The sequence below is a fragment of the Dyella sp. AtDHG13 genome, assembly GCF_003201105.1.
Taxonomy (GTDB): Bacteria; Pseudomonadota; Gammaproteobacteria; order Xanthomonadales; family Rhodanobacteraceae; genus Dyella; species Dyella jiangningensis_B.
In genome coordinates, this window is record NZ_QICJ01000002.1 from 437410 (window position 1) to 450464 (window position 13055).

Below are 13055 nucleotides of genomic sequence, written 5' to 3' on the forward strand. Positions count from 1 at the left end.
GCCGGCCGCGTCTCAACACCGAAGACGCTACAGGAGGCTTCCAGGGTCAGCGACGGGGCCAGCATGCCCCGCGGTGGCGATGCTCGCCCGGATACTGGCGTTCTGCATATCGGTCGTGTGGATGGGATCGCTCCACAGGGTGGTTGCCTCGCCCAGCACTGCCAGCAGCATCTGCTTCTGTAGCGCCGGCATACCGCCAGCCTGGGCCAGCTCCACCACATTGGTGGTGTGCGCGAACGCGGACACAATGGCGTCCCCATTGGCGTCAACCTGGTTGCTTCCATCGCTCTGCACGACGCGGGCGGTCGCCCGCAGAGAAGCGTTGGCGCTGGTGTCCTCGGTCCACACCACGACCGATACGGCCACGTTCTGGCCGGTGTCGGTCAGATTGACCACGAACTCATTGGGCTGCAGCTTCGTGAAGGGTGTCTGGTCGGGCTTCGTATAGGCCATGGTCATGGTTTCGCGATCGAGTTATGAGAATAGACGCGGTGGTCGGGATCGAGGCCTGCGGCATAGCTGCAACCACCATAGTGTTGGTGGCAAACCAGCTTCTCGCCGATCTCTATGACGCTAGTGACTATCTCGATGCCGCAGTCGGTCACGACCTGCATGCCTTCCATGTCGGGGGCGTAGGTCATGCCACCGCTGGGAAGATCGAACGGCGTAGATGCACTGCACTCCAGAACCGCGCCACCTTCGGTCGTCAGGCGAACGCAGGGCTGCATGGACATCTCCATGCCTGCCATGCGCCTTCGGAACTTGCGCAGACCCTGCGTAGGAATATCGAGGCAGTCGGCCAGATAGCCGATCTCCGCTTCGCGAGCCTGGGTATCGTCGTCGAGCCACATGTCGGCGCATACACAAGCGCCCGAGCCGCCGCCTCCGCCGCCACCCGAACCGCTGCCGCTGCTTGGAAAGGCCACGGCGACCGCACCGATATACACGAAACCATCCCCGCCGTAGACGTCATTTGGGTTCGTTGACGCGATGAGCGCCTGAGCGCCTCCAGCAAAGTTCGGGTCGTTCATGTAAAGATAGAACGTAACATTTGCGCCATTGGTTCCGGTCACGCTCGCGCTGCTAGCGTTGTAGCTGGTGGTCACGCTTCCGTTGAGAACGGTAAAGGCACCCACAGTGATCGTAGCTGTCGCTGGTGATCCGGACGAGGCGCTATAACTAATCGTCGTTGGCACTTTGGCTGGAATGTTGGTTACTGTGCGCTGTTTCAGGTTGCGCTGGTCGCCAATCTGATGGCCACTTCCAGCCACTCGCAGTCCAATGCGATTCACACCACCAGAGAAATAGAGATCGTTCTGGGATGTTCGGCCGTAAGTTGTGCCGTCACTTACCTCGCTATCAATATTCGACGCCAGCACTAGGCTGATGTTGAACCACCGCATGTCGGCCGGCAGCTGACCAACGCTGCCCACCGTCGTCGGCGAACTATTGCTGTTCGAGCAGATGGCTTGAAGGATAACCGCTGCAGCAACCGCATCAGCAGGGGTGACACCGGTGATGGTTGCTGATCCCTGCGCTACCGAGTTACCTGCTGCGTCACAAATGCTCGCCGCAGACACGGTGCCGTCGGCCCTGAGCCATGCGATATAAGTACGGTTTGTTACGGTTATTCCAGCAGGCAGTCCGACGTTGGATGCAGTCGACCGATTAACGGTTAATGCGAAGGCCGTGCCAGGCGTAACTGCATAGTTCGCTACCGTTGAAACTTGTGAGCTAATCGAGCCGTTTGCGGGGATCGATGATCCGCCCGCAAGTCGAATCAGTACATCAGCTCCGCTGCTTGGACGTTCGTAGATGATGAGGTGGCTAGTTGAGAGGTTACCTACGCTCCAACCGTCAGACACAGATTGCCCTACCGTACGCGCTACTCCGGTAGGCGTTCCAGTTGTATTGACCGAAAGCGAGCCGTTTGGAAGGACATTCTTTCCACCAGAAAATTGGAGCGGCACGCCATTCTGAAGTGAGGCGGCCGTGGTGCGAGCGTACGATGATCCGTCGGGAACTTCGTCGACGGTGGATGGCTGAACAGCCATACAAACATTGCAGAATGTGAAATAGCCGACCGTATGGCTAATCACTGTTGGCTCGGCGACCGCGTACGCTGAACCAGCCGGAGCGATGGCTGTTACCTTGGTCACACATTGCGTGTATGTACCGGTGCCAATCGCACCGCACGTCGGATACGCGGCTGAACCGGAAGGAGCTGATGTGCTGATCTCGTTGTTATTGCTGTCACGCCAACTAATTCTCGTATAGGCCAGCGCTCCCGCGTTAACCGAAAGAGCTCGCACGCAACACGTCAACGTAACGGTTTGGCCTGGAACTACGGGCAAGTGGCCTGCATTGACCATCGCATCCGTTTGTAACGAGCCAGATAACGTTGTCGATCCAGCATGCACCGCGTATGTCGGTACTATCGGGTCGGGTTGGCGAGAAGAACCGGCCGCCTCTTCATACCAACCATAGTTAGCGGCCCAGCCGGTTAGGTTCCCTTGGAACTGCGGATTTATGACCGGTACGCTGTTGGCGAGACCTTGCGCCGAGTTAGCCGTCGATTGAGCGTTGTTGGCGAGATTCTGCGCCTTGGCGTAGATGGCGTTGAGTAGGGTCTGCCGCGTCACGTAGACGCTGTTGAAGTTCGCCCGGAAGGTAGCGCCGACCACATACGTGTCGCCGCTCTTGTCGTTCCACATCTTCGGCGTCGTCAGGCCGCCGAGGTAATTGGCCAGCGCGGTGATGGCGTTGTCGTATGCCACCTGCTGGGCGGAGCCGGCGCCGAGGAACGAAACGGCCTGGGCATCAATGCCGGCTTGCTCGGCCGTGATCACCGCCCAGTCGCGAATGACGGTGGGCTTCTCGGCGGCCGACACGATTCCATCGCTGGCTATGTTTGCCAGCTCCGCGTTGGCGCTGTTGGCGCTGTTCTGGGCCGCGGCCACCTCGTTGGCCAGCGTCTGAGCAAAACCGGGCTGGGTGGTCTGGTCGTTGACGGTGTACGGTGCGGAGATAGCCGCCAGCGACGAGACGCCATTGGCGTTCACGGCCGTGACCATCGCTTGATACACGCCCGGCGCCGCGTTCGGAAGATCAACGGTCAGGCCATACTGGGTGCCCATGGGCTGCCAGCTGCCGTTGTCCTTGCGCCACTTCACGTCGTAGGAGACGGCGTTGGGCGTGTCGTCCCATTGGATAATCAGCAGCGTGGAGGCCAGGACGGCGCCGGCGGTAGGGAACGCCTCGAGGATGACGTTGGTGGGCGTCGCCTGCGCGCTCGGAGGAACCACCGAAATCGGCGGCACGGTGATCGGCGCGCCGGTATCGATGGCGGCGAACTTGCTGGCGTTGTGCAGCAGAGCCGTGATCGTGTACTCGATCGCACCGGCAGTGTTCCCCTTCAGCACCGAAATGACCCGGTACTGCGCGGCCTGGAGCGATGCGCTTTCGCACACCCATACCGATTCGGCCACGGGAAGCGCGGAGAACCCGGGAGCCGCCACGCTGATGGTGTTGCCGGCGATACCGGTCACCGCGTGGGTCTCCGTGACACCGCTCGGCAGGGTGACGGTCAGGTTGTCGCCGACGGCCACGGTGGGCATGCTGTCGACGGTGATGCTGGTGGCCGTGACCGCATGGACTCGGCCAGCTTGGCGCCTGCCGGCGCGCGCGGGGTCGGCGACGCGGATGACCTGGCCGGGCGCGGTAAGCGTGGCATCGAGGCCGACCTTGAACGTCACCGTTTCCGTTTCGAGGCGCGACGTCAGCAGCGTCCATAGACCGACGCGCTGGGCCTGCCCTTCCGAGGTACAGCCCACGCCCGTGACCTGGGTGACGCGCACGCCGTAGCGCGCGATACCGGCGGGATCAGGCACATACTTGACCTTGGCGCGGCCAAAGTCATTCGGGTCATTCCAAGAGACCAGCGCGACGGTGTAGCGCGTGGACTTGCTCGATCCCTGGTACGTGAACTTGCCATCGATGACGTTGGCGGCGGTGTAGGTGTAGGTCGGGTCCGCGGGCATGTCGGCCGAGGCCTGGATGGCTCCGGCGCCCCAGTAGGAAATGCCGCGGAAGACGCTCGCCAGATCCTGGAGCACCTTGTAGGCGTCTCCCTTCTTCTGCAGGAACACCGTGCACGTGAAGCGCGGCTCAGTACCGCCGAAGCCGTTGGGCACCATGCCATCGCAATACTGGGCGATGCCGTACAAGGTCCATTTGTTGATCTGCGCCGGCGTGACGTACTGGCCGAGGCCATAACGCGGGTGCGTGGCGAGGTCGTAGAAGATCCAGGCCGGGTTGTTGGTCCAGGCCTGTTTGAACGTGCCATCCCATGCCCCGGTATAGGTCCGCGCCACCGGGTCGTAGTTCGAGGGCACCTGGATGATGCGGCCCATCAGATCGTACGCGCGTGCCGGGATGGCGCTGAACTGGGAGGCGTCGACGATCACACCGACATATGCGCTGTTGGGGTAGCGCAGCAGTGCGTCGACGATCTGCGTGTACGAATCGACCATCACCACGTCCTGGATCGTGGCGAGGTTCTGGTTGGGTGTCAGTCGGCGGACGCGAATGGTCCAGCCGTGGGCGGCCGGCGGGAGGTCGATGCGGTGGTTGCGCTGGTACTTGCTGGTGGTCTTGCCCGTGAAGGCCGAAGAGATCACCTGGTAGAAGCTACCACTGTCGGTCTGGATGTCGATCGCGTAGGCGATCGAATAGCCCTGGATATCGCCGTTGGAAGTGTTGCTCTTCTGGAGCGCCGGCACCGACAGCGTGATGCGCACAGCCGACAGCGCCAGGTTGGTCAGCGACTGGGTCCACGGAGTGGTGCTCTTCAGCTCCAGGTTGACCGCGGTCTCGTTCTCGACGTCCTGGAAGCCGGACATTACGAGTTGGTCCTGCGTGCCGTTGCGGCTGTCGATCTTGACGTTCTGGAAGTTCAGCGATCCGTCGCTGTTCGCCACCGGCGTCTCGTCCAGGTAGATGTCCTGAAGGCAGTTGGCCGCGCCGTGCGTGAAGCCCTGAATCTGCCCTTCACTCACCAGGTCGAGGATCTGGGCGTAGGCGATCGAGTGCAGGCTATCCGGTGTTTCAACGGGCGTGTGCGAGCTGCCGCTGCCGCCCTTGTACCCCTTGATCACGGTCACGGCTGGGCGATCCTCGAGGCGAACAGGTCACCGCCATGTCCCATCCAGCCGCTCACCTGCGCGGGCGCCTGATAGGCGGCGGCCATGTCCTGCGTCGTGATACCTGCGCTGATCACAGCGCTGCCGATCTTGAGCGGGCCACCGTAGAAGAGCGGCACCGGGTTGCCCTGGGCCTCGGTGTTCACGGGGCCGTTGAAGGCATAGCTGGGCTGGTTCGCGCTGCTGTCCTTCGAATGGAGCCCCTTCGCCTGGGGCGACAGCATCTGCACTACGCCGCCGGCGATCATGGAAATGCCGGCGCTGTACAGGTATGGCGACAGAGCCGCGGCCGGTGTGAAGCTGAGGACCGCGCCAGCCACGACGAGCACCGCACCCAGAATGATGCTGCCGATGCCACCGCTCTTCGAACCGATTAGAACGGGTGCGATACGGATATCGGTTGCGCCCACCGGATTGGGAAGCTCTTCCTCAGTGACGCTTCGTTTGCCGGCGAATACGACGAATGCGATGCCTCGGTCCTTAGCCCCGACGAGCCATTCCTGAAAGCCTCTGCATTGGCTCGACAGCGCCTGGATGGCCTCGCTTACCGAGTTCGTATCGAGCGCGAAACGATGCACTCGGCCAAAGCGCTGACCCAACTTGCCATACAGCCGAACAGTGCGAAGGGTGGTCTCCATGGTTTCTCCGGGCATAAAAAAACCCCGCCGGAGCGGGGTTTTGTGGTGAGCGAATTTCGATTCTCAGTTTGGGCCGAGGTTTATGGTTCCCTGACCGTCTGCACCCAGGCGATACGTCTGCGCGTCGCCACGTTCAACAACCAGCGCCACCGAGCGCTCCGCGCGATCAGCCAGCCCTGTGCCACACAGCCCGGCTCCTACGCTCTTGGCCGACATCACCCAGCGACCGGCCGGAACGTACATCGTTACCTTCTCCCCGGTGCCAACCTTTGCGGCCAGCTGGTGGTTGATGAAGACCCCCAGATAACAGCCACTAAGGGTCATGCCTTCATCGCGCACCACCGTTACCGTACCCGACCCATCAGCCGGTGACGTGAATGCGATGGCTCGGTCCGCTGGAACATCGTGCGCTGCCGACACAGCCACAGGCTTCGTAGCGCATGCGGCAACCAGACAGCAGGATAGCGCCGCGAGTATGTGCTTCATGGCTTTTCCCCGTGTTCGTGAGGGGCCAAGCCTACCACCCGGCGCACGACCAGGCGTGTGCATTCGCGGTACCAGCCACCGTAGACGTCACGGCTGGAAAGCCGCCCGTACATGTGGTGAAGCATCTGGCTGTCGCCCAGGTACACCCCGGCGTGGTTTGGGGTGTCGTTCCCGCTCCTGATGGCCATCAGGATGATGTCGCCGCGCTCGAGCAGCGCCCCCTCCGGCACCGGTTCGAAGCCGGCGGCCCGGAAATTGTCCATGTACAGGCGGGAGTGGCCGTCATCCCACCAGCCGTCCGGCCTGGCGAAATCGGGCAGTTCGATCCCCAGCTCGCGCGCGTAGAAGTCCCGCACCAGCGTGTAGCAGTCCAGCACGCCGTGGTGGAACGAGCGGCCCACCAAGGGCGCCTGATACCCGCACGGGCGGATTTGGTGGATCTCGCCAGCCACCGGGGGGCCATCCAGGTCGCGGCACACGCTGACGATCAGCCAGACGAGGCCCGATTCCTCGCAAACCACGAGGTCAGCCTCGCTAGGGCGAGCCGACATGTCAGGATGCGAATGGACGAGCGCGATAATCTCGCCCTGATCTTCAGCATCGGCATAGTCCTCTTTCGGAAGAACGAACTGCTCATCAGCGGACGAGGCAAGGTTCCGGCAAGGGATGTACCGCTCCCTGCCCTTCACGATGCAAACGAGTCCACATGCCTCGCGTGGATAATCCGCGACGGCGTGCGCACGGATGGCGTCTAGGGTTTCTGGTGTCATGTGCGCAGCAGGCCTGCAGCCGGAAAACCACCGAACGGGAGCGGGTTGCTCGCGCCGAAGCGCATCTTGCAGGCTGCCAGCGTACCGCTGCAGGCATCCTTCGTCGGGTCGCTGGTGGGCTGATCGTTGATGTCGGCCACCGGTCCACCGGTGTAGCCGCAATACACCCCGCGGTAGCCGCCGATGGCGACCCAAGGGCACACGTCGGCCACGATATCGCGCGCAGGCAGCTGCATGCCCTGGAAGTTGAGCGGGCTCGAAAGCTCGAACTGCACCTTCTCATTGTCTTCCGACGCCTTGCGCTCAATGAGCCAGACGTCGACCGCCTCCTGCGTCGGATCGGCAGTCGGGTTGCCGCCCGGGAAGTTCACCGCGTCCAGGTACTTGCCCGTCGTCAAGTGCACGGTGATCTTGGCGCCAACCATGTCCTGGCACAGCAGGCACAGCGCGGAGATTGTCGCGTCGATGTTGCCGACGGTCAGTTTCGGCGTGGGCTGCTGAGCGCTGGTGCGCTCGAATCCTTCCATGTCGAGCGGCCAAGGCGAGTATTGGTTGCCCTGCCATGTGATGGTGCCAACCTGGCAGTAGCCGTGAAACCGCAGCAGGTCGCCGCCAATGGCGGTGGAGTCGCACTCGACGAGCCAAATCTCCGCGCCAGGTTCAAGTTGCTGGACATCAGCGAACAGACTCACGGTTTGTATTCCTGTTGGAACGTTGCGGTCAGCGTGTACACATCGCCCCCGTGCGGGATGAGGTCGTATTCGATGCAGGAGTAGTAGCCCTGCACGTCGAGCGGCGGCGTCCAGAAGAACGAAACGCCGATGTGTGCCTTGAGAAAGTCGCGGATGGGTGCGATGGCAGCACCGTGGCCGATAAACGAAAGCGGCCACGACTGCACCACGGCATTCAGCCCGTCTTGCGTCTTCTGGGCATAGCCATCGCCGAACTGAGCGCGGCGCGTGCGCAGCGTGGCTTTTCCCTGGGGCTCGATGAGGGGAACCCAGTTAAACGTGTCGGTCATCAGTGAGCGCCCGCGTAGAGGATGCCGCCGGGCTGCGTCATCCGGTAGACCATCTCGTGGACCATGGCTTTGAACTGCTCACCGACCTGCCGGCCGAGCGCAGCGTTTTCGCCGGTGCTATCGACGCTCGACGAGGACTGGCCGCCCTGCTGCACCACCACGCTGATGGTGGCATTCACGCCGCCGGCTCCCGCGCTGCTACCCGAACCGCCGTAAGGCGTCACCGAGCCGCCCTGGCCGCCCATCATCAGGTAGGTGTTGCCGCCGGTGGTGAGCAGCTCGGGGCCGTCCTCGTTGACCTGGTAGAGCGACCCCGCATTCACCGGGCCGCCGCTGGCGCGACCAGGCGCGCCAGCCCAGGTCGTCGAGAACGAGCCTGCGCCGGTGTAGTTCGATCCGCCGTTGAGAGCGTCTCCCGCGCCGGTACTGCCGCTGGGCAGGAAGGCGCCGAGGATGCTTTGCAGGATCTGCGACTCCAGCACGCGCAGCTCCATCTTGGCGAGGTCGGTGAGGATGGACGAGACCAGAGACGAGAAGTTCGTCTTGCCGGTGGTGGCGAAGGTGGCCATGGCATCGGCCATGCCGTTGAATGCGGTCGTGAACAGGGATTCGGTTTGGCCGGCGACATTCGACGCCGACGTGACGAAGTTCTCCATGGCCGCCTGCCCGCCGTTCTTCCAATCGGCAAGCTCGGCCTGCTGGTCGTCGTAGAACTTGCGCTGCGCCACGACGGCGGTGGTGTACGCCGACTGGATCTGGCCGATGGACCGGGTGTATTCGTCGGCGCCGATCTTACCCTGGTCAAACAGCTTGCCCTGGGCATCCATATCCTTGTTGTACTGGTCCTGCAGCTTCTCGAACTCTTTCTGCTGGGTGTTCCACTGCGAGCCGTGGCCGACGCCTTCCAGCTGGCGGGCGTTGGTCTGATCCTGCAGCTCGCGCTGGCGATCCAGCTTGTCCTGCAGCACGGCCTGGCGCTCGCGCTCCGCGTTGGCCCGCTGGCGCGCGTCCACCTCGTTGGTGAGGTTCACCAGCAGCTGAGCTTGGTCGAGCAACTCCTGCTTCCGCTCCGGCGACAGGTTCTTCAGATTGGTGAGCAGGTCCTCGCGGACCTTGATGAGGTTCTTGTCGGCGTCGGTCAGCTTCTGTCCACCGCTGAGCTGCTGCTGGTCCGCCTCGATCTTCTCCTTCATCGAGCGCACCAGCGACTCGTAGGCGTTCTGCTCCTTGCGCGCCTCTTCCGCGGCCTGCGTGGCGGCTTTCTTGGCGGCTTCCTGCGCCGCCTTCATGGCGTCCAGGCGGTCCTGGTCGGCGGCGACCGCCTGCGCGGCAGCATCCGCCGCGGCCTTCTGGTCGGCCCCGGCCATGCTGTTCTGCCCCATGCTCTGCGAATGCTCGTAGAGCGTTTTCTGGCTGGCCGTCATGCCGAACTCGGCAATCTTCTGGTCGAGCTTCTTCTTTTCCTCGCCAAGCTTGGCCGTCTCGGTCTGCAGCCCGGCGTCCGCCGCCGAAACCTTGCTGAGGTACTGGTCGATCGCATCGTCCGCCGACTTCAACCAGCTGGCATCGCCAAACGTGGCGTGCAGCTCGCGCACGGTCTCAATCAGTGCGCGATGCGCCGGGTCGGCCTCATTGACGATGTTGTCCGACAGGGTGTGCATGGCCCCCTGTTCGCCATCCACCGACTTTTGCAGCTGATCGATGCGCGCCTGCAGCTCGTCGATGAGCTGCTTGTGGTTGTTGATCGATCCGGCGGTCTCGCCGAAGGGGTTGGGTGCCTGCAGGTCGGCGATCTTGGCCTTGAGGCTGTCGATCTCCTGCTGGGTGGCCGACACCTGCTTGCTGGCCGCCTTGAACTCGTCCGCCATCGCCGTCGGCGTGGGCCGGCTGGCGATGTTCTTGTAGGCCTCGTTGACGTCGTCCAGATGCTGCTTCAGGTCAACGAGCGCTTTGGACTGCGCCTGGTATTCCTGTTCGGCCTGCGAGCCCTTCTCCGCCGCCTCGGCGAAGGCGTAGGCGATGGTGCCCAGCGCGATGATGGCGAGGCCAATGGGACCGCCGACAAGGCCTACCAGCGACGTGCCCACCTTGGACAGCATGCTCGCGCCGTAGCCGGCGACCGAGGCGGCCTCCTGCGCGGCGGTGGCGGCGGTCTGCGCCTCGATCGCGGTGGTGTTCGCGGCGCGCAGTTCGAGCAGCCGCGCTTCAATGGCGATCTGCTGCTCTTTGAAGGTGTTCGAGGCGACGATGGCAGCGTCGTACTGCTGCTCGGCCTTGTTGAGCGCAAGCTGGGCGGCTTCGGCCTGCGCGGTGGCGGCTGCCTGGGCGCGGATGTTGGCCGACAGCGTGGCGGCGCTGGCCTGGTGCGCCAGCGTAGCCTGCGCGGCCTCGTTCTCGGCCAGGGCTGCCTGGTAGGTGGCCTCGGCCTGGGTGCGGGCTGCCAGGGCCTGGTCGCGCGCGATGCCGATGCCGGTGAGGGCCGCCTCGTTCGCCTTGATCTGCGCCGCCGTCTGCTGGACCTGGGCGTCAGCGACAGCAAGATCGGCGGCGGCCTGATCGGCCGCCGCCTGCCGCTGTGCGAGCGACGAGGTGACGCCCGTGTAGACGCTGGTGATCGGGATGCTGATCAGCCGGGCCGCCGCCAAGCCGCCCAGGATTTCGACCGTCGCCGCGATGTGGTCGAGGTTGTCGGCCACAAACTTGATGCCCGAGGTGGCCGCATCGTTGAACAAGCCGCTGGAAATGTCGTTCTTGAGGTCGAACCAGGCAGTGTGCAGGCGGTTGATCTGGGCGTTGAGGCCACCGGCCGCCTCTTCCCAGCCGCGGCCCGACTGCTCCAGCGCCTGGATGAGCTGCGGCATGAACCGCGAGGTCACCAGGTCGCCGGCCTTCTCCAGCTCTTCGAACGATTTGCCGGCCAGGTCCGTGCCCTGGATGGCGTCCATGACGGCGTTCTTGAAGCGCGCCGCCGAGCCGGGGATGGCGAAACCCAGCTGCTGGTTGAGCTGCCGCGCCTGGATAGTGCCGCGCGACATCATTTCCGTGAGCGCCAGCAACGCGTGCTGGGACTGCTCGCTGGACAGGTGCAAGGTCGTGGATGCCTCGCCGAACGCAGTGAAGAGCTTCTGCGTCTGGTCCATCGGGATGTTCGAGGCGCTGGCCGCCGCGGCGAGCTGACCGAAGGCCTGGGCGGCCACCGGCAGGTTCAGGCCGAGCTCTTCGGCCTTCTGCTTCAGGAAGTCGAACTGCTCGCCGGCGGCGGCGGCCGATCCAGTGGCGGACACCAGCGTGTAGTGGATCTGCTGCATCTGCACCTGGGTGTCGACCAGCGCGCCAAGGCTGTTCTTCAGCACCTCGAACCCGACGAAGCCCTCCACCGCCTTGCGCATCATGTCGATAGAGGCGGCGGTGCGCTGCGCCTCGGCCTGGATGGCGCCAAGCTGTTCCGTCGCCGTCTGCGCGGCCTGCACCATGCCGGTGCGGAACGCAGCCGAGTTCAGGAGCAGGTCCGTCTGCAGAACGGCGACAGTTGCCATGGCTTAGAAGCCCACCAGCGCCATGCTGACGGTGGCGCCCGCCGAGAACGTGCAGTTGATGTTGCCCACGTTGCCGGTCGACTGGTTGAAGAGCGGCGGCGGGAACGGCCCCACCACCACCTCGCCGCCGGCGGGCACGTTGACGATCAGGTCGCCGATGCGGCCATACGGGTCCGGGACGCTGCTGAACGTCGCGGTGATGGCCGCCGCGCTGCCGTTCTTCACGAGGGCCAGCGTGTTGCCGTTGTTGGGGAACGTGTTGCCGTTCACGGCATCCACGGCCTGATAGTTGACCGCGGCAGCAACCTGCCCCGGTTTCTGGACTGCCAAGAGGGTTTGCATGGGAATACCTCAGCGTTTGGTATGGCGATGTTTCTGACGCCGCTCGTTGGCTGCGGCGGCCTCGTCGAACATGGCGCGCAGCTGCGCGGATCGCTGCTTTGCCTTGTCCTCTTCGGTCACCGGGACCTGCTCGATGCGGTAGAAGGCGTACATTTCCGCCAGCTGGCGCGAGTCCAGCTGGCGGAGCATCAGGTCGGGGTGGGGGAAGCCGAGTCGCCAGGCGAGTTCGAACTGGAGCCGCCGCTCGGGGCGGCGCCGGAGTTTTTTTCCAGTTCCTGGATATCCTTGGCGCTCAGCGCGTTGAGCTTCTGCGCCGCGTTGAACACGCGCTGCACGGCGGCGGCCGACTTGGAGCCGAGCGCGTCGATGTCGTCGGGCGTGAACAGCAGGTTGCCCGCTTCATCGATCGCGCAGAGCGCCACGAAGCGGGCGCGGAAGTCGACCGTGTTCACCTGGCCGGTGCCGTAGGTCTCGTTCTCCCACTGGTCGCGCTCGGAGGCGGACATCATGCGCACGCGCACGCTCCCGCCCCACTCGGGCACGTCGACGTCCTCGAACTTCTTGTCTTCCGCCGCGAGGATGGCGTCCTTGGTCAGCAGCCCCATTACGCCACCCACACCAGGTTCGTGGGCCACACCACCGCGGTGAACTCGAGCACCTTGTCGGTGCTGGCCGCGACGGAGAACTCGGCGACCTGCGCGATGAACGTGCACTGGTCACCGCTGGGCAGCGTGGCCTGGAAGTACAGGTTCACGCCGTTGCCCTGGTTGGACTTCAGCAGGTTCTGGCCGGCGTCGGTGTGCACGCGCTGTCCCTTGATGGTCAGCTCACCGCGGTCGATCAGGCCGGCGATCCATTCCTTCTGGGTGCTGGAAAGGTTCGAGGCATCCAGCTTCGAGGCCTTGCCCGCGCCAGCGGTGAAGTCCGCCAGCTGGTTGATGAGGATGTAGTTGTTGGGCGTGGTGCTGACGCCAAGGGTCGAGCCCTGGGCGCTAATCGCGTTGTTCATGGTCTTTTCTCCGGGCGTAAAAAAACCGCCCAGGGGGCGGTTGTCAGTGGTC

Annotated in this window: 12 protein-coding genes; all 12 read right to left on the reverse strand. The window is 63.8% G+C overall.

Annotated elements, in window-relative coordinates; all coding sequences use genetic code 11:
• Nucleotides 1–27: 27 nt before the first annotated feature.
• The 12 genes from BDW41_RS04755 to BDW41_RS04810 all read right to left on the reverse strand — a co-directional run bounded on the left by BDW41_RS04755 (nucleotide 28) and on the right by BDW41_RS04810 (nucleotide 13003).
• Nucleotides 28–459 (reverse strand): hypothetical protein, encoded by a 432-nt coding sequence (locus BDW41_RS04755; RefSeq protein WP_074546885.1) that lies wholly within the window; start codon nucleotides 457–459, stop codon nucleotides 28–30.
• Nucleotides 456–5162 carry a phage tail protein gene (locus tag BDW41_RS04760; protein ID WP_074546886.1) on the reverse strand — a complete coding sequence of 1569 codons (4707 nt, stop codon included), beginning with the start codon at nucleotides 5160–5162 and terminating at the stop codon, nucleotides 456–458. Before BDW41_RS04760 ends, BDW41_RS04755 begins: the two co-directional genes overlap by 4 nt.
• Complete coding sequence (locus BDW41_RS04765) at nucleotides 5159–5839, reverse strand: DUF308 domain-containing protein (protein WP_074546887.1); 681 nt, start codon at nucleotides 5837–5839, stop codon at nucleotides 5159–5161. Before BDW41_RS04765 ends, BDW41_RS04760 begins: the two co-directional genes overlap by 4 nt.
• A 63-nt stretch (nucleotides 5840–5902) precedes the next feature.
• Nucleotides 5903–6325, reverse strand: a complete 423-nt coding sequence (locus tag BDW41_RS22935) for a hypothetical protein (protein ID WP_074546888.1) — start codon at nucleotides 6323–6325, stop codon at nucleotides 5903–5905.
• Nucleotides 6322–7095 (reverse strand): C40 family peptidase, encoded by a 774-nt coding sequence (locus tag BDW41_RS04775; RefSeq protein WP_074546889.1) that lies wholly within the window; start codon nucleotides 7093–7095, stop codon nucleotides 6322–6324. Before BDW41_RS04775 ends, BDW41_RS22935 begins: the two co-directional genes overlap by 4 nt.
• Nucleotides 7092–7787, reverse strand: coding sequence for a phage minor tail protein L (locus tag BDW41_RS04780; protein WP_074546890.1), 696 nt, complete (start codon nucleotides 7785–7787; stop codon nucleotides 7092–7094). The genes BDW41_RS04775 and BDW41_RS04780 overlap by 4 nt, the downstream gene beginning before the upstream one ends.
• Complete coding sequence (locus BDW41_RS04785) at nucleotides 7784–8116, reverse strand: phage tail protein (protein ID WP_074546891.1); 333 nt, start codon at nucleotides 8114–8116, stop codon at nucleotides 7784–7786. The genes BDW41_RS04780 and BDW41_RS04785 overlap by 4 nt, the downstream gene beginning before the upstream one ends.
• Nucleotides 8116–11652, reverse strand: coding sequence for a phage tail tape measure protein (locus tag BDW41_RS04790; protein WP_074546892.1), 3537 nt, complete (start codon nucleotides 11650–11652; stop codon nucleotides 8116–8118). The genes BDW41_RS04785 and BDW41_RS04790 overlap by 1 nt, the downstream gene beginning before the upstream one ends.
• Nucleotides 11653–11655: 3 nt before the next feature.
• Nucleotides 11656–11994: a hypothetical protein gene (locus BDW41_RS04795; protein ID WP_074546893.1), complete on the reverse strand. Its 339-nt coding sequence runs from the start codon at nucleotides 11992–11994 to the stop codon at nucleotides 11656–11658.
• A gap of 9 nt (nucleotides 11995–12003) precedes the next feature.
• The gene (locus BDW41_RS23325) at nucleotides 12004–12147 is read right to left on the reverse strand and encodes a hypothetical protein (RefSeq protein ID WP_158536977.1); all 144 of its coding nucleotides are present in this window, start codon (nucleotides 12145–12147) and stop codon (nucleotides 12004–12006) included.
• 35 nt (nucleotides 12148–12182) lie between these two features.
• Complete coding sequence (locus BDW41_RS04805; protein ID WP_074546895.1) at nucleotides 12183–12599, reverse strand: hypothetical protein; 417 nt, start codon at nucleotides 12597–12599, stop codon at nucleotides 12183–12185.
• A complete protein-coding gene (locus tag BDW41_RS04810) occupies nucleotides 12599–13003 on the reverse strand; it encodes a phage tail tube protein (protein ID WP_074546896.1) in 405 nt (134 codons plus the stop codon). The genes BDW41_RS04805 and BDW41_RS04810 overlap by 1 nt, the downstream gene beginning before the upstream one ends.
• Nucleotides 13004–13055: the final 52 nt, after the last annotated feature.